Origin of the sequence: Saccharothrix algeriensis, assembly GCF_016907655.1 — a bacterium.
Taxonomy (GTDB): domain Bacteria; phylum Actinomycetota; class Actinomycetes; order Mycobacteriales; family Pseudonocardiaceae; genus Actinosynnema; species Actinosynnema algeriense.
On the sequence record NZ_JAFBCL010000001.1, the window covers coordinates 3,928,559 to 3,945,605 of the forward strand.

A 17,047-nucleotide genomic window follows, 5' to 3' on the forward strand; every position below is an offset into this window, starting at 1 on the left:
GGCCCTAGGACTTGCTGAGCGGCTGGTCCTTGGAGATGAACAGGCCCTGGTTCTCCCACTTCAGCACGATCAGCTTGCGCTCGTGGGACTCCGAGTCGTCCTTCATGCGGTACGTGACGTCGACCTCGTACGCGTAGAGCTCGTTGATCCTCAGGTTGGTCAGCTCGACCGACTTCACCGAGCCCCACCAGCCCTTGTAGGACTCGAAGCCACCCATGCTGCTCTGCATCTCGGCGGTGAGCCTGCTGAAGCCGTCCTCCACGTTGGTGGGCATCAGCGCGAAGTAGTCCCGGATCGCCGCTTCCTGCTGCTGCTGCGTCGGCTCGGTGGTGAACTTGGCCGTCGGGGTCGTCGGCTTCTTCGTCTGCGTCACCGACGGCTCACCGCCCGCGGCCTGCTTGGCGGTCGTCGTGGTCCCGGTGCCGCCCGCCTGGTTCTGCTCGCCGCCGCCACCGCCGCCGCTGTTCGCCAGGCTGGCCAGCAGGATGCCGACGACGGCCGCGGCGACGATCGCCAGCGCCGTGAACACCGTGGACCGCTTGCTCTTGGCCGGTCCGCGCGCCGGTCTGCCCGGCGGGCGGGGCGCGGCGGCCGGGCGCGCCGGCGGGGGCTGCGCCGCGCCCGCCGGCGCGGCGGCCACGCGGGTGGCGGACGCGGCCGGCGCGGCGGCCCGGGGCGCGGGCTGCGCCGGGACGGGCGGGCCCTGCCACGACGGCGGGTGCGACGCGGGCAGCGCCACCGGGAACTCCGGGGCGCTGTGCCCGGCGGCCACGGCCGCGAGCGCCTCCCTGGCCTCCGCCATCGTCGGCCGGTCCTCCGGCTCGGCGCGCAGCAGGCGCATCAGCAGCGCGGTCAGCGGCCCCGCCTGCTTCGGCGGCGTCACCTTGCCCGACGCGACCTGGTGCAGCAGGGCGATGGTGTTCTCGTTCAGGCCGAACGGGGGCATCCCCTCGATCGCCGCGTACAGCGTGGAGCCCAGCGAGAACACGTCCGACGGCGGGCCGGGGTCGTAGCCCTTCGCGACCTCCGGCGCCAGGTAGGCGGGGGTGCCCGCGAGCATCCCCGTGGCGGTGACGGTGACGTCGCCGGTCGCGCGGGAGATGCCGAAGTCGGTGATCTTGACCGTGCCCTCGTCGCCGAGCAGCACGTTGCCCGGCTTGATGTCGCGGTGCACGATGCCGGCGTTGTGCGCGGCGGCCAGCGCCGAGGCGACCTGGGCGCCGATCGACGCCACCTCGCGGGGCGGCAGCGTGCCGCGCTCGGACAGCGCCGTGGACAGGCTCATCGACGGCAGGTACTCCATCACCAGCCACGGCTGGCCGTCGTCCTCGGCCACGTCGTAGACCGCGATCGCGTGCGGGTGCTGGAGCCGGGCCGCGATCCGGCCCTCGCGCATCGCGCGTCGCTTCGCCTCGTCGGTGTCGGCCTCGGCCAGGCCGGGCTGGAGCAGCAGCTGCTTCACCGCGACGGTGCGGTGCAGGCGCTCGTCGTGCGCCTGCCAGACGATGCCCATCGCTCCGCTGCCGATCCGCCGGCCCAGTCGGTAGCGACCGGCAACCAGGCGGCCATCGTCGGTCACAGGTGCTCCAAAGCTGCTCGGGCTACTTCAGTGGCGAACACCGTTGACATCGCCACCAGGACAGAAACGTTGCGCCACCCGATCGGGTTCGGGCTCCACCTTACGGAGTTCCCTAGCTGCCCTGTGGTGGAGGCTGCACGGGACTGACCGCCGTCGTGGTGGTCGTGGTGGCGGTGGTCTGCTTCGGCGGCGTGGTGGTGGTCGTGGTGGTCGTCGTCGTAGTCGTGGTCGTGGTGGTCGTGGTCGTCGTCGGCTGCGTCGTGACGACCGGCTCTTCGTACGTCATCTCGGGCAGTGTCGTGGTGGTGGTCACAGCGGTCGTGGTGGTGGTCGTCGTCGGGGTGGGGGACGAGCTCGAACTGCCCACCAGGGGGGCCTGGGGGTCCTTCTTGTCGAACGCGTCCAGCCACAGCCACAGCACGCCCAGCAGCACCGCGCAGCCCAGCGCGACGGCGGCGATCACCAGCGGGCGGGTGTTGTTCCCCTTCGGCGGCGCGGGCGGCGGCACCGGGGCGGTGCGGCCGGTCGTGCCCGGGTTCGGGCGCACCACGCGGGTGCGGTCGGAGTCCAGCACGGTCGTCGCGCCGGCGGGCGCCGCCGCGGCCAAGGCGGCCGGCGACCCGGCGAGGCCGGGGTCGCGCCCGCGGGCCACGGCGTTGAGCATGTCGCGGGCCTGCGCCATGGTCGGCCGGTCGGCCGGGTCGTAGTTGAGCAGCAGGAGCAGGACGTCGGTCAGCGGCCCGTCCAGCGTCGGCGGGTTGATCCGGCCCGCCGCGACGGCGTGCAGCACCCCGAGGGTGTTCTCGCTCAGCCCGAACGGCGGCTCGCCCTCGGCCGCCGCGTAGAGCGTCGACCCGAGCGAGAAGACGTCCGAGGCGGGCGTCGGGTCCTGGCCGCGCGCGATCTCCGGCGCGAGGTAGGCGGGGGTGCCCGCGATGAGGCCGGTCTTGGTGACCGTCACGTCGTCGCTGGCGCGGGAGATGCCGAAGTCGGTGATCTTGACCAGGCCGTTGTCGGCGAGCAGCACGTTGCCCGGCTTGACGTCCCGGTGCACGATGCCGGCGGTGTGGGCGGCGGCCAGCGCGGCGGCGGCCTGCGCGCCGATCCGCGCCACCTCCACCGGGTCGAGCGGGCCGTGCTCGGCCATCGTGTCGGCCAGGCTGCTGGACGGCAGGTACTCCATGACCAGGCACGGAGCGCCGTTCTCCTCCACCACGTCGTAGACGGCGATGGCGTTGGGGTGGTGCAGCTTGGCCGCGATCCGGCCCTCGCGCATGGCGCGCTGGATGGCCTCGTCCTGCTCGGTGGCGTCCAGGCTGGGCTGGAGCAGCAGCTGCTTGACGGCGACGATCCGCCCGAGGCGCTCGTCCTGGGCCCGCCAGACGACGCCCATGGCGCCGCTGCCGATCCGGTCGAGGAAGCGGTAGCGCTCGGCGATCAGCCGGCCGTCGGTGCTCACCGGACCACCTCGCTGGGGCGCTGCGTGACCGCGGCAAGGGCAGCAGGTCTCACGCTCGGGCTCCTCGTCGTGCGGATCGGTGCGCGGACAGCCTACCCCGGCGGTGACGACGGCTTTCCGACCGTCGCGGAGGTCACGCCTACTACGTTCGGACCGGGAAGGGATACCGGAAACGCGGCCGGCGGGCCACCTGTTCGGGTGAAGATCGCGGTTTTTGGCTCCGAACGGCTCAACGTACGAGCACTGCGCGGAGCGGTGTGCGGCCGAACGGGCGGAACCCGGGCGGACCCGGCCACGGAGGGGTGGCGGGGCCGGGTGGGTGCGACGGGCGGGGCCGGCGGGCGCGGGCGGCGGGACCGGCCCGGCGGGCGGGTCGGGAGCGGGACGCGCCGCGCAGGAGGCGGGGGCGGTCCGCGGGAGATCACCCGGACGGGTGGGCACGCCCGGCGGGACGGGGTGCGGGCGACCCGGCCGCGGGGCGGTGGCCCGCCGGACCGGCGCGGTCGGCGGCGCGGTCGGCGGCGCGGTGCGTGGTGAGGCCGCCGGGCGGGATCGGGCGGTCGCGGTCCGCGGTCCGGTCGGCGGACCCGTCGGCGGTCTTCCCGGTGGGCTCTTCAGCGGGCTCTCCCGGGGGCTCCTCCGGGCGCTGCTCCCGGTGTCCTCCGGGAGGCCCTTCCGGGGATCGGCCACCGGTCCTGGGGCACCGGCCTCGAAGCCGGTCCGGTCGCCGATTACGCCGGCGCGAAGAAGTCGAAGCCGCCCAGCGGCGCCAGGACGCCGCCCGGGTCGAGGAGGGGCGGCACGGACGGCAGCGCCGGGGTGCTGCTCGGCGGCGGGCTGTCCGAGGTCGGCGGCGCGACCGGCGTGCTGCTCGGCGGCGGGGCCTGGGTGGTGGGCGGCGTGGTCGTCGTGGGCGGCGCGGAGGGGGGCGCGGGCGGAGCAGGCGCGGGCGGTGCGGGCGGCGCGGTGGTGGTGCTCGGCGGCTGCTCGGTGGTCGGCGCCGGCTCGGCCGCGGGCGGCGGTGCGGGCTGCTGGGCAACCGGCGCGGGCCGCTGGGTGGCGCGCGGGCGCTGCTGCGCGGCGGTCGTCGGGCCCGCGGCGGCCGGCTCGGTCCGGTCGGCGGCCTGCTCCGGGGCCTGCTGCTGCGTCTGCTGCTGCATGGTCGTCGCCAGGTCGTAGCCGAGCGTGTTGGTGCTGCGCGCGGCCGGCCTGGTGTCGAAGCGGACCTCCGCCAGCGGGCGCTCGTCGGGCGAGGACAGCAGGTTCGTCGCGGTGAACGCGACGGTGCCGGCCAGGACCACGCCGCCGCTCGCCATGGCCACCAGCTTCGGCACCGACAGGCCGCCGCCGCGCTCCTCCTCACCCGCCCGGCCCTCGCGGCGCAGCAGCTCGGTGATGTGCAGCTCGCGGCCGGACAGGTTCGCGGCGGGGAACCGGACGGTCTCCTCGTCGGTGATCCGCGGGATCGGCTGCGTCTCGGCCTCGCGCCGGGCGATCAGGTCGGCGACGGACAGCTGGGCCGTCGAGCCATCCCGCCGACGGCGTTTGTCCTCGTTCGACACCGGTGGTCACCTTTCCCGGAGGAGTGCGTTGCGCTACTGGCCGGGAACATGGATACCGAATCGTGACCGAATCCGTAACCCCTTTGGGGGAACTTTCGCAATCAACAATCAACCTTGTGCGCGCTCGGTGAGCGCAATCGCCAAACTGGTGACTCTGTGTCAGCTGCGCTGGGCCGAAAGGACCTGCACGTCGGCGATCCGCGGCGGGCTCGCGCCGGTCAGCTCGAAGAGCTGCTCGACCCGCAGCCAGCGCCCCGACGCCTCCTGCAGCGACACCGCCGCGAACACCGCCCCGTCCGGCCGCAGGGCGGTCGACTCGATCGTGATGGCCCGCACGCCCGCCCACGCCGCGACGAACTCCCGCGCGCTCCCGCCGACCAGGTCGGGCGCCAGCAGCCGCACCGCGTCGGCGGGCTTGGCGGGCAGCAGCCGGTAGAAGTGGCGCACCACCTCCACCTGCGGCTTCGACCGGGGCGCGACCTCGCGCGGCGGCAGGGCGACCCCGGCCTCCAGCGGCGTGTCGACGGGCACGTCGGCGGCGAGCGGCCCGGGCGGCAGCGGCGCGCGCACCGGGACGCCCGCCCGGCCGCCCAGGCGGGCCGACAGCACGTCCGGCCGCAGCGCGGAGGGCCCGGTGATCCCGGCGGGCGGCTCGACGGTGCGCGGCGGCGGCCCGGCGGACCGCGTGACGGCCAGGACCGCGACCACCGCCGCGAACGCCAGCAGCGCCGCCGCGCCGGAGGCCAGGCCGACCGCCCGCGAGGACGGCTTCGCCGGCCGCGGCGCGCACTGGTGGGCCGGCTCGCGGAGCAGGTCGGCGACCGGGCCGCGCCCGGCGGGCTCGCGGCGCGGGACGCGCACCGGGGAGGGCTGCTTCCCGATCAGCTCGGCCACCGACACCGAGCCGGCCCGGCTGTGCCGCCGACCGCCCGTCGTAGACCGTTGCACTGGCGACTCCCTGCTCGTGTGTCGTCAGCGTGAACTCGTACCGCGCCCGAGCGGCGGGAAGCCAGCCCCTGCGGCGGGTTCACCCGTTCGTGGCGGTCAGCGGTCGGGCGCTGTCCGCCCACCGGGCGAGCACCCGGTGGCGAGGTCCGGGCTGTGCGTCCGCGAACGACCGCTAAGCGCCGCCGAACGGCCGCTCGGCGTTGATCAGCAGGTCACCGGTGGTGCTGAAGACCAGCTCGCGCCGCTCGGTGCTCGTCGTGCCGTCCCGCCTGGTCACGTGCAGCGTGGTGACCGCGACGCCGGTCGCCGGGTCGACGCTGACCTCGGTCACCCGGATCGCCGCCACGTCGCCGAACCGCCCGGCCAGCAGCGCCTCGGCGTCGGCCCGGAACCCGTCGGCCACCAGGGCCAGCGCGGTGCGCGTCGCGGTGACCGCCTGCTCGTAGAACCGCTCCGCGCGCGCCGCGACCAGCGCGCCGTCGACCTGCGGGGCCGCGCCGCGGGCGACCGTCGAGACGGCGGCGCCCACCGCCGGACCCGACGGCGCGTCGGCGCCCGGCGCGGCCGGTGCGGGCGGCGGCGCGGGCGGCGCGGACGGGCGGGCGCCCGCGAGGCGGGCCGCGTCGGACCGGGGCGGGCGCGCGCCGGCCGGCTCGTCGGCGCCGACCGCCGCGGCCGGGTCGGCGGGCGCCGTGGGGGCGAACCCGGTCACCACCTGCGTGGCGCCCGGGTAGCCCGGCACCCCGATCCGCTCCTCCGGGGTGTTCGCGCCGACCAGGGTGGCCGCCGCGAAGGCCAGCCCGACCAGGACGGCGGCGGAGGACAGCACGGCGAACCAGGCGGCCCGCTGCCACGTCCGCGGCGGTGTCACCGAGGCGGGCACCAGGCCGATGTCGAACTTGCGCAGCCCCATCGCGTCGGTGTCCAGCAGCGGGTCGCGGGTGCGCTGCGCCGGGATGCCACCCGGTCGCGCGCGCGGCGCCGGCGGGTGGTCGGGCGCGCCGCCCGGCGACGGCCGCACCGCCACGTCCCCGCCGTCCAGCCGGTGCCTGCCGGACCGTCCTCGTGCCCCGATGTCCATGCGCGCGCAGACCCCTCCCGCCCCTCGGCCCGGTGCGGGCCGGCCGCTGTCCACCTGTTCGGGGGCAGGGTCCCGGAGGTGGGACGACGGGGCCCTGCGCCCAGGTCAAGATAGGTGCAGGGCCCCTTGGTTGCAGCGCGGATCAGCCTTGTGACACTGCGTGACACTCGACCGTGTGGTTTCAGCCGCCGCTGTTCAACCGCTTGCGACTGCTCTGCAACGCGTTCGTGGCGGCCAGCCCGGCGCCGCCGGCGATCAGCGCGCCGATGATGTCCGGAGCGGTGTTCCCGCCCACCGTGATCAGCAGCCCGACCAGCGCGACGACCGTGGTCACGCCGGCGACCGCCCACCGGCTGCGCACGTACTGCGCGATCGGCGCGCCCGCCGCCCGCTTGGACTTGGCCGCCGAGCCGAGCATGGCGAGGTAGCCGTCGTGTGCCAGCGTGGCGAGCACGCCGAGGATTGCGATGAGGCCCGTGACGAGACCGATGACGCCCATGCGACCAGTGTGCCTGCGCGTATTCGACTTGGCCCATGGGTGATCGCCCTGATATGCCCCTGGTGTGGAGCTGTTCTGGCACGACGCCTGCCTGGGGCACGACACCGGCGCGGGGCTGTGGGAGTTGCCCGGCCGGTGGGAGTGGTTGGACGAGCCCGAGCCGCACCCGGAGAACGCCGCCCGGCTGCGCACGTTCCGGCACGCCCTGGCGCACGGCCCGGTCGCGCCGCACCTGAGCTGGTCGACCGGGCGGTTCGCCACGGACGACGAGCTGGCGCGCGTCCACTCGGCCGCATACCTTGCGCACATATACAAGGCGTGCACCGCGGGCGAGCGCGTCGCGCTGGAGGCCAACACCGTCGTCGGCCCCGGCTCGTGGGACGCGATCCGGGCCGCCGCCGGCACCGCCCTCGCCGCGTACGAGGCGGTCGCGGCCGGGCGGACCCGCCTGGCGTACGCGCTGGTCCGCCCGCCCGGCCACCACGCGCAGCGGTCCCTGGCGGACGGCTACTGCCTGGTCAACAACGCGGCCCTGGTCGCCGAGACGGCCCGCCGCGCCGGCCGCCGGGTGGCGGTCCTGGACTGGGACGTCCACCACGGCAACGGCACCCAGGACGTCTTCCGGAACGCCGAGGACGTCCTCACGGTCTCCGTGCACATGCGGCACGGCGCGTGGGGCGCGAACCACGCCCAGACCGGCGGCCCCGAGGAGAACGACCGCGCGAACCTCAACGTCGAGCTGTCCCTCGGCGCGGGCGACACCGCCTACCGCCGGGCGCTGGACGAGGTGGCCCTCCCGGCGATCCGCGCCCACGGCGCGGACTTCCTGGTCTGCGCCTCGGGCTTCGACGGCTCGGCGTTCGACCCGAACGGGCGGCACAACCTGACCGCCGCGGGCTACCGGGACATCGGGCGCCGGGTGGCGGCGCTGGACCTCCCGACCGTGCTGACCCAGGAGGGCGGCTACCTGCGCGGCTACTCGGCGCTGTGCCTGCACGCCCTGGTGGAGGGGCTGGTGGGGACCGCCGAGCTGCTCGACGACCCCCTCGCCTACCTGCCCGACGACGCGCAGCTGGTCGACCGGGACCTGGCCAGGGCCGTCACCGGCCGAGCGGCCCCCGGCCCAGCTTGAGCAGGATCATCGCCAGGTCGCGGCCCTCGGGGCCGAGCTCCCGGTAGCGGTTGAGGACGTCGATCTCCCGGTTGTGCACGATCCTGGTGCCACCGGCGGCCATCCTGGCCGCGCCGATGGTCCTGGACACCTCCACGCGGCGCTTGACCAGCCGCAGCAGCTCGGCGTCGATCAGGTCGATCTCCTGCCGCAGCGCGTCGATGTCCTCGGGGGCGGGTGCGGTGTCGGTGCTGTTCATCGAGGTGACCTCTCGGCTCTTGCGGAAGTCCCGGCCCGGAAGCGACGAAGCCCCGGAATCCGAGGACTCCGGGGCTTCGTGGGTGGCTTGCTGCGCTAGCGGTCCACGGGAGCCGGAGTCCGGATCCCGTAGAAAAACTCGAAGTCGACCGAGCGCACACCGACATCATGCCACAGCCGCGCGCCGTCGGTGGCAACCGGTAACGTGGACGGACGATGAGCGCCTTGTTCGACTTGCCGCCAAGTCCCCCCGCCCCCGGGTCCTCCCGACTGCTGGAAGACCTCAACCCGGCCCAGCGCCGCGCCGTCGAGCACGCCGGTTCGCCGCTGCTGGTCGTCGCGGGCGCGGGCTCGGGCAAGACCCGCGTGCTCACCCGCCGCATCGCCCACCTGCTGGCCGAGCGCGGGGTGCACCCGGGCGAGGTCATGGCGATCACCTTCACCAACAAGGCCGCCGCCGAGATGAAGGAGCGCGTCGCCGACCTGGTGGGCGCGCGCGCCCGCGCGATGTGGGTCTCGACGTTCCACTCGATGTGCGTCCGGGTCATGCGCCGCGAGGCGAAGACGCTGGGCCTGTCGACCAGCTTCTCCATCTACGACTCCGACGACACCCGCCGGCTGATCACCCTGGTGGCGCGCGACCTCGACCTGGACCCGAAGCGCTACCCGGCCCGCACGCTCGCGGTCCAGATCTCGAACCTGAAGAACGAGCTGGTGGACGCCGGGACCGCCAGGGACCGGGCGACCAACGACCTGGAGCGCCGGGTCGCCGAGGTCTACGAGTCCTACCAGCGCCGGCTGGTGGAGTCGAACTCGCTGGACTTCGACGACCTGATCATGCGCACGGTGGAGCTGCTCCAGGGCCACCCGGACGTGGCCGAGCACTACCGCCGCCGCTTCCGCCACGTGCTGGTGGACGAGTACCAGGACACCAACCACGCCCAGTACACGCTGGTGCGCGAGCTGGTCGGCACCGGCGCGGGCGGCGTGCCGCCGGCCGAGCTGTGCGTCGTCGGCGACGCCGACCAGTCGATCTACGCCTTCCGCGGCGCGACGATCCGCAACATCGTGGAGTTCGAGCGCGACTACCCGCAGGCCACCACGATCCTGCTGGAGCAGAACTACCGGTCCACGCAGACCATCCTGACCGCCGCGAACGCGGTCATCTCGCGCAACCCCGACCGCCGGGACAAGCGGCTGTGGAGCGACCTGGGCGACGGCGAGAAGATCGTCGGCTACGTCGCGGACAACGAGCACGACGAGGCGGCGTTCGTCGCGGCCGAGATCGACCGGCTGGTCGACGGCGGCGAGGCGAACAACGGCGAGATCGCCGTGTTCTACCGGACGAACAACCAGTCCCGCGTGTTCGAGGAGATCTTCATCCGGCTCGGCCTGCCGTACCGGGTCGTCGGCGGCGTGCGGTTCTACGAGCGGCGCGAGGTGCGCGACGCGCTGGCCTACCTGCGGGCGCTGGCCAACCCCGAGGACACGGTGTCGCTGCGGCGCATCCTCAACGTGCCCAAGCGCGGCATCGGCGAGCGCGCCGAGGCGTGCGTGTCCACCCACGCCGAGCGGGAGCGGATCAGCTTCGCGGCGGCGCTGCGGGAGGCCGTGCGCGGCCGGGTCCCGATGCTCAACCCGCGCTCGCAGAAGGCCGTCGCGGGCTTCGTCGAGCTGATGGACGAGCTGGGCGGGCTGGTGGCCGACGGCGCCGACGTGGCCGACGTCCTGGAGGCCGTGCTGGACCGCACCGCCTACCGCGCGGAGCTGGAGGCCAGCGACGACCCGCAGGACCACACCCGCGTGGAGAACCTCAACGAGCTGGTCACGGTGGCCCGCGAGTTCACCGACCTGGGCTCGGCCACGCAGGTCCCCGCCGAGGACGAGGGGCTGCCCGCGGAGGGCTCGCTCGCGGCGTTCCTGGAGCGGGTGTCGCTGGTGGCCGACGCCGACCAGGTGCCGGACGCGGAGTCCGACGGCGTGGTCACGCTGATGACCCTGCACACCGCCAAGGGCCTGGAGTACCCGGTGGTGTTCTGCACCGGCTGGGAGGACGGCGTCTTCCCGCACCTGCGCGCCCTGGGCGACCCGGCGGAGCTGGCCGAGGAGCGCCGCCTGGCCTACGTGGGCATCACGCGGGCGCGGCAGCGGCTGTACCTGTCGCGGGCGCTGGTGCGCTCGGCGTGGGGCCAGCCGGCGGCGAACCCGGCGTCCCGCTTCCTCGACGAGATCCCGGCGGACCTGGTCGAGTGGCGGCGGGTGGAGCCCAAGCAGCGCTCCGGGCCGGCCACCGCGACGACGTGGGGCCGCCGCCCGGACTCCCCGTCGCGGCCCGCCCCGGCGGGCGCGGCGTGGAAGGACACCCCGGCCCTGAAGCTGGACGTGGGCGACCGGGTGAGCCACGACAAGTACGGGCTGGGCAGCGTCATCGCGGTGGACGGCTCCGGGCCCCGCGCCACCGCCACGATCGACTTCGGCAGCGCGGGGAAGGTCCGGCTCATGCTGATCGGCGGCGTGCCCCTCGTGAAGCTGTGACGGCGGCCAGCAGCGCCGCCGCGACGGGCACGAGCAGCGCCGACCGGTAGCCCTCCAGCGGCGTGTCGCCGAAGGCGACCACCGCCGTCACGCCGGCGACGCCGAGCGCCGCGCCGAACTGGAACGACGTGTTGAGCAGGCCGCCCGCGAGGCCCTGCTCGGCGTCCGCGACGCCGTCGGTGGCGACGATCGTCAGCGGTCCGTAGGCCAGCGCGAACGCGATGCCGAGCAGCGCGACGGTCGGGAAGACCTGCCAGTAGCCCCAGCCGGCGTCGATGCGCAGGAACAGCGCGTAGGCGGCGGCCGCGGCGAGCAGCCCGGCGGTGATCACCTTGATCAGCCCGAACCGCGCCACCAGGCGCGGCGTGAGGGTCGGCGCGAGCACCGCGTCGACGCCGGCGACGAGCAGCGCCAGCCCGGTCTCCAGCGCGGACCAGCCGAGCACCTGCTGGAAGTAGAGCACGGCGACCAGCTGGAACCCGAAGAACGAGGCGGCGAACAGCAGGGCCGCGAGGTTGACGCGGACCAGGTTCGGCACCCGCAGCAGGCCCGGCCGCACCAGCGGCTGCGCGGCCCGCCGCTCGACCGCCGCGAACGCCGCCAGCAGCACGAGGCCGCCGACCAGGGCCTGCCACACGCCCTCGGCGACGGCCAGCACCAGCAGCAGCATCGCGCCGGTGGCGGTGGCGGCGCCCGCGAGGTCGAACCGGCCCCGGACCCGGTCGGCGTCGCGCGGCAGGACCTTCACCGCGGCGGCGAGGACGACCAGCGCGACGGCGACGGGCGCGAAGAACACCCACCGCCAGCCCAGCGCGGTGAGCAGCCCGCCGACCACCAGGCCGAGGGAGAAGCCGGCCGCGCCGACCCCGCCGTACACCAGGAGGGCCTGGTCGCGCCGCGGGCCGTCGAACGCGGTGGTGATGATGGACAGCCCGGCCGGGGTGAGGAACGCGGCGCTCAGGCCCGTCACGAAGCGCGCCAGGACCAGCACCCAGCCGTCCTGGGCGAGCCCGCCGAGGCCGGAGAACAGCACGAAGACCGCGAGCCAGAACAGGAACACCCGCCGCCGGCCGAGCAGGTCCGCCGCGCGCCCGCCCAGCAGCATGAACCCGCCGTAGCCCAGCACGTAGGCGCTGACCACCCACTGGAGGGCGCCGGGGGTCATGCCCAGGTCGGCCTGGATCGAGGGCAGCGCGACGCCCATCATCGAGACGTCGACGCCCTCCAGGAAGATCGCGCCGCACAGCACCAGCAGGACGCCCCACTCGCGCCCGACCGGCCGCGCGGTGGTTTCCGTTGTCGCCACAACCCCTCCTCATTCCTTGCATGTGCATACAAGCCTGAGGCAGGATGGGGAACCGTGGAAGAGGGCACTCGGAAGTCACCGGGGCACTGCGACGGAACCGACGACGACCCGCGGCAGTGGGACACCCGTTCGGACTGCCTGGTCCGCGACATGCTGGACCGGGTGGCCGACAAGTGGACGCTGCTGGTCATGGGCTACCTGGCGGAGCGGCGGCACCGCTTCTCCGAGCTGCACCGCCGGATCGACGGGGTGAGCCGGCGGATGCTCACCGTCACGCTGCGCCAGCTGGAGCGCGACGGGCTGGTGCTGCGCACCGCGCACCCGACGGTGCCGCCGCGGGTCGACTACGAGCTGACGCCGCTCGGCGGGTCCCTGCACGCCACCCTGTGCCCCCTCGTGGCGTGGGCGGAGGAGAACGAGGCCGGGGTCGCGGCCGCGCGCCGGGCGTTCGACAGCGGGGCCGGGGCGGCGTGAACCGCGCGGGGCGGGCCGGTCCGGGGCGGGTCGGCCCCGGAGCGGCAAAAGATCGGGAGGGGCGCGCAACCCGCGCGGACCCCGGGCGTCTTTAGGGGTGTCACGAGCGGGGTGACCGGGGCGTTCGGGGTGAACCGGTCAGGGGGCCGCTCGCGGCCGGCACGAGGCGCGCCGGAGCCGCATCGGGGGCGGCGAGGGCGCGTGAGGGGATCACCGGGGATCGCAAGGGGTGGGCGAAAGGCCGGGTCGCGTTGCGGCCCGGCCTTTCGCGTACGTCGAGCGGACGTGTGCGGTGCAACCCCGCGGTTCCTGCGCGCGGTTCCCGCGCCGCGGGGAGGTCGCGGCGCGGGGGCGCTCAGACGCTGATGCCCTTGGCGTTCAGCCAGGACAGCGGGTTGATCTTCTTGCCGTCCGGGTTCCACACCTCGAAGTGGAGGTGTGGGCCGGTGGAGAAGCCGCGGTTGCCCATCCGGGCGATCTGCTCGCCGGCCCGGACCACCTGGCCCTTGCGGACCGAGTAGCTGTCCACGTGCCCGTAGACGGTGATCGTGCCGTCGGTGTGCTCGACCCGGACCCACAGCCCGAATCCGCTTGCGGAACCGGCCTCGATCACGACACCATCCGCGGCGGACAGGATCGGCGTGCCGATGGGGCCCGCGATGTCGATGCCGTAGTGCATCTCGCCCCAGCGACCACCCCAGCCGGAGGTGAAGTCGCCGGCGGCGGGGCGGGCGTACTTGGGCCGCTTAGCCTCGGCCTCGGCCGCCTCGCGGTCCTCGCTGATGCGGGCGCTCTTGGTGAGCTTCTGCGCCTCGGCGGCGGGGTCGACGGTCTTGGCGACCGGCAGGACCTGCGGCGAGGCGGGGCCGGTGCCGCCGACGCCGAACGCGGCGGCGCCGTCGGCGGCGGCCGCGTTGGCCAGCGGGGTGACCTCGTCCGAGGGGGAGTCGGAGCCGGAGCCCAGCGCGTGCAGCGTCTGCCCTGCTCCGGCGGCGGCGAACGCGCCGACGGCGACGGCGGCGACGACGATCCGGCCGCGCAGCGCCGAGGGCGGCGGGGGCAACCGGTGCGACCCGGCGGGTCGCGCGGGGCCGCGGTCGGTCGCGGCTTCTTCGAGCACAGCGGGACTGCTATGGCCGCCGGGGGAGCGGTGTCGGGACAAAACCTGGCCTTCCGTCTTCGGGGAGTCCGGTCGACACCGGGCGGGGGATCCCGGTTGAGCCGGTCGGGGTACCGACTCGTTGTCCTGCTTGTGACCAGACCGTGACAACGGACCGGGGGACAGTAACGGGGCGGAAGCCTCGTAGGCAATCCCCGGCCGGGATGTCTACCGATTAGGCGGCAGAGGGAAGGTTTGGGCGTGAAACCGTGACCGTGGGTCGTTCAAGCGCTACTAAACCCGGCACTTACAGGCACGATGGGGTGGACCGCGTCGTCGTTCGTTCGAGTGACGGCGGTCACGATCACGTGCAGAGTGCGACTATCAATGGGTAGCGAAAGGTGACCTGAATCACGTATCCGGTGCTCCTCCACGACCAGCGAGGGGTGCTCCAACCGGGCGTGCCGCTGCGGGAGGACCACCTGGTCCAGCTCGCTCCACACCACGACGAACCTCGTCCGGCACGGCCGGCAGGGCCGCGCCAGCTCGGCCAGCAGCTCCGAACCGGGGCGCAGCCGGCGGGTCAGCGCCGTGGGGAGCAGGTAGGCGGCCAGCGTCCCGCTGTGCGGGGTGCCGAGCGTGACCAGCGTCCGCACGCGGTCGTCGCCGCCGAGCAGCTGGACGTAGTAGCGGGCGATCAGGCCGCCCAGCGAGTGCCCGACGACGTGCACCCGGTCGGACCCGGTCTCCGCGCAGATCCGCTCGACGTGCTCGCCCAGCAGCTCCGCCGCGCGCCGGACGTCACCGGTCAGCGCCGTCAGCACGCTGTAGTTGACGGCGTGCACCACCCCGAAGCCGCGCCTGCGCAGCGCCCCCGAAAGCACCGCGAAGGCCGACCTGTTGTCCCCGATGCCGTGCACCAGCACGATGGGGGTGCCCGCCGCCTCCATGGCCGAAACCAGCAGCCCCCGCCGCCGGGGCGGCAGGTGGTCGGTCCGGTAGTGCCGCAGGTGCCCGTCCGGCCGGAACCGCCCCTCCAGCACGCCCCACGGGTACAGGGCGGTCCGGGCGGCCAGCCACGCCGCCTCGACCACGGCCCCGCGCGCGCCGCCCGGCGCGGCGACCCCGCGCGCCACCTCGGCCAACCCGGTCAGGACGCCGCCGGTCACCTCGACGGCGCCGTCCACCGCCCCACCCACCGCGCCGGCCGCCGCCCGGACCGCGCCGACGCCGGACCGCAGCCCCGCGGCGAGCCGGCCGGCGACCGACGGCGAGCCCCCGGGATCACCCGGCCGGTTGAACGCTGGTGACGATTCCACGGCACCGGACTACCCGGAGCCGCTCCCGGGCACTCCCGGCGGCCGGGCGGTCGGCCCGGCGGGCGGTCGGCCCTTTGCTAGCGTCGAGCCGATGATCCGCACCGCCGACCCGGCGCCCCCGGTGTCCACCAAGCTCCGCCTCGCGCTCGGGCTCGCGGTCGCGGGCGCGCTGTGCGGCGCGGTCGGCCCCGCGGTCGGGGTGGTCGACGGCAGCGCCCCTCCCGCGTTCACCGCGTGGCCGCTGCTCGCGGTCCTGGCGCTGCTCCCGGCCGGCGTCGCGGCCCTCTTCCTGGCCCGCCGCGAGGAGGCCACGGCCGCCGCCGCGCTGGTGCCGGCCGGCGTCGTCGCGGTGGGCCGGTTCGCCCTCGACCTCCAGGTCCTCGCCGACCCGCTGCTCGCGGCCCGCCCCGAGCTGTTCCGCCCGGCGAGCCTCGTGCCGCCGAGCCCGGCGCCCGGCCTGTGGCTGCTCCTGGCGGGGCACGTCCTGGCGCTGGCCGCGGGCGCGCTGGCCGCCGCCCGGACCGACCCCGACGGCGGCGGGCGGGCCGAGGGCTTCGGCCTGCCCGCGGCGGCGGGCGTGCTCGCCGCCGTCGGCCTGGTGATGGCCCCGGTCAGCTCGGCGGACGCCTTCATCCCGGCCGGCGGGCCGCTCGACGCCCCGCCGCTGCCCCTGGTGGGCGGGCTGCTGGTCGCGCTCGCGGTCCCGGTCCTGGCGGTGCTGGCGGCCAGCTCCGGCGACCCGGGCACCCGCCGGGGCGGCCTGCTCGGCACCGCGGCCGTCCTGGTCGCGCTCGCCGTGCCCGGCCTGGCGACCTCCGCCGCGGTGGACCGGGTCGGCGTGGCGCCGGGGCCGTTCCTGGTCCTGGGCGCGGCGGCGGCCCTGGTGTGGTCGACGACCGCCCGGAAGGAGCACGACCTCGCCCTGCCCGGCCGCCGCCGGCTGCACGTGATCGCCGCGTCGCTGGGCCTCGCGACCGCCGCGTCCGCCGCGGCCGGCGCGCTGGCCGACCACCTGGTCCTGCCGGCGGGCCTGCCCGCGCCGACCGACTACGGGGCCCGCCTGCTCTGGCCCGCCGCCCTCGCCGTCGCGCTGACCGCGCCGGCGCCGAGGACCCGGCCGGCGCTCGTCGCCGCCCTGGCGGCCGTCCCGCTCGCCGCCGGCCTGGCGCTGGACGCCGCGTTCAACGCCACCAGGGTCCCGGCGGTCGAACCGGGCGCCGGCGTGTGGTTCACCGCGCTGGCCGTGCTGCTCGCCTCGGCCACCGCCGTCGCCGCCGCGCTGGCGGGCGCGGTGGAGCGGGACGAGGAGGGCGTCGCCCGCACCCCGCCGCCGCTGCCGCTGGTCGGGGCCGGCCTGGTCGCGGCGCTGACGGCCCTGGGCGCGTTCGCGCTGCCGGTGCTGACCGCGCCCGGCTACGCGCCGATCACGGCGTTCGGCCTGCGGGTCGGCTCGTGGGGGCTGCTGATCGGCCTGCTGGCCGTCCTGGCGGCGATCGGGGTGGCGCTGCTGTCGCGGCCCGCCCGGGGCGCGGCCCTGCTGCTCGGCGCGGCCTGCGTCACCGCGACCCGCGCGCTGGAGTACCCGCTGTCCGAGTCCCGCGCGGCCGGGACCGCGCCCGGCCCCGGCCTGTGGCTGGCGCTCGCCACCACCGCGGCGCTGCTGGTGGCGGCGGGCGTGCGCGCCACCCGCTGACGGGTCCGGTCCCGCGGCCCGCGCGGCGGGACCCGGTGCGGTCGTCCGCAGTCGCGCGCGGGTGCGGCGGCGCCGCCGTTCCGCGCGGCGGGTTCGCGCTGGTCGCGCCGTCGGCCGGGCCGGG

Annotated in this window: 14 protein-coding genes; 4 read left to right on the forward strand and 10 right to left on the reverse strand. The window is 75.6% G+C overall.

Features of this window, described 5'->3' with window-relative positions:
- Positions 1-4: 4 nt before the first annotated feature.
- The 6 genes from JOE68_RS18100 to JOE68_RS18125 form a co-directional block, all read right to left on the reverse strand.
- Entirely contained in the window at positions 5-1,579 is a 1,575-nt protein-coding gene (locus tag JOE68_RS18100; RefSeq protein ID WP_204843497.1) for a serine/threonine-protein kinase, read from the reverse strand.
- A gap of 112 nt (positions 1,580-1,691) precedes the next feature.
- A complete protein-coding gene (locus JOE68_RS18105; RefSeq protein WP_204843498.1) occupies positions 1,692-3,038 on the reverse strand; it encodes a serine/threonine-protein kinase in 1,347 nt (448 codons plus the stop codon).
- Between the two features lie 731 nt (positions 3,039-3,769).
- On the reverse strand, positions 3,770-4,600 hold the full coding sequence (locus JOE68_RS18110; protein ID WP_204843499.1) for a hypothetical protein: 831 nt from the start codon (positions 4,598-4,600) through the stop codon (positions 3,770-3,772).
- 159 nt (positions 4,601-4,759) lie between these two features.
- On the reverse strand, positions 4,760-5,548 hold the full coding sequence (locus JOE68_RS18115) for a hypothetical protein (RefSeq protein WP_204843500.1): 789 nt from the start codon (positions 5,546-5,548) through the stop codon (positions 4,760-4,762).
- Between the two features lie 172 nt (positions 5,549-5,720).
- A complete protein-coding gene (locus JOE68_RS18120; RefSeq protein WP_204843501.1) occupies positions 5,721-6,629 on the reverse strand; it encodes a hypothetical protein in 909 nt (302 codons plus the stop codon).
- Between the two features lie 181 nt (positions 6,630-6,810).
- Complete coding sequence (locus JOE68_RS18125) at positions 6,811-7,128, reverse strand: hypothetical protein (protein ID WP_204843502.1); 318 nt, start codon at positions 7,126-7,128, stop codon at positions 6,811-6,813.
- 64 nt (positions 7,129-7,192) lie between these two features.
- Between JOE68_RS18125 and JOE68_RS18130 the strand changes: the two genes are divergently transcribed.
- Complete coding sequence (locus tag JOE68_RS18130; protein WP_204843503.1) at positions 7,193-8,260, forward strand: arginase family protein; 1,068 nt, start codon at positions 7,193-7,195, stop codon at positions 8,258-8,260.
- Here the strand turns inward: JOE68_RS18130 and JOE68_RS18135 are convergent.
- Complete coding sequence (locus tag JOE68_RS18135) at positions 8,229-8,498, reverse strand: chorismate mutase (protein WP_204843504.1); 270 nt, start codon at positions 8,496-8,498, stop codon at positions 8,229-8,231. The genes JOE68_RS18130 and JOE68_RS18135 overlap by 32 nt on opposite strands.
- A gap of 215 nt (positions 8,499-8,713) precedes the next feature.
- Here JOE68_RS18135 and pcrA point away from each other — a divergent pair, with 215 nt between their 5' ends.
- Entirely contained in the window at positions 8,714-11,032 is a 2,319-nt protein-coding gene (gene pcrA / locus JOE68_RS18140; RefSeq protein ID WP_204843505.1) for a DNA helicase PcrA, read from the forward strand.
- Here pcrA and JOE68_RS18145 read toward each other — a convergent pair.
- The gene (locus JOE68_RS18145; protein ID WP_204843506.1) at positions 10,995-12,338 is read right to left on the reverse strand and encodes an MFS transporter; all 1,344 of its coding nucleotides are present in this window, start codon (positions 12,336-12,338) and stop codon (positions 10,995-10,997) included. The two genes, pcrA and JOE68_RS18145, sit on opposite strands and share 38 nt — an antisense overlap.
- 54 nt (positions 12,339-12,392) lie before the next feature.
- Between JOE68_RS18145 and JOE68_RS18150 the strand changes: the two genes are divergently transcribed.
- A complete protein-coding gene (locus JOE68_RS18150; RefSeq protein WP_204843507.1) occupies positions 12,393-12,812 on the forward strand; it encodes a winged helix-turn-helix transcriptional regulator in 420 nt (139 codons plus the stop codon).
- A 355-nt stretch (positions 12,813-13,167) separates the two neighbouring features.
- Here JOE68_RS18150 and JOE68_RS18155 read toward each other — a convergent pair whose 3' ends face one another.
- Positions 13,168-13,932 carry a M23 family metallopeptidase gene (locus JOE68_RS18155; protein WP_307819730.1) on the reverse strand — a complete coding sequence of 255 codons (765 nt, stop codon included), beginning with the start codon at positions 13,930-13,932 and terminating at the stop codon, positions 13,168-13,170.
- 263 nt (positions 13,933-14,195) lie between these two features.
- Positions 14,196-15,230 (reverse strand): esterase/lipase family protein, encoded by a 1,035-nt coding sequence (locus tag JOE68_RS18160; RefSeq protein WP_307819731.1) that lies wholly within the window; start codon positions 15,228-15,230, stop codon positions 14,196-14,198.
- A 91-nt stretch (positions 15,231-15,321) separates the two neighbouring features.
- On the opposite strand from JOE68_RS18160, the gene JOE68_RS18165 reads away from it, so the two are divergent.
- Positions 15,322-16,923 carry a hypothetical protein gene (locus JOE68_RS18165; protein WP_204843509.1) on the forward strand — a complete coding sequence of 534 codons (1,602 nt, stop codon included), beginning with the start codon at positions 15,322-15,324 and terminating at the stop codon, positions 16,921-16,923.
- The last annotated feature ends 124 nt before the right edge of the window (positions 16,924-17,047 follow it).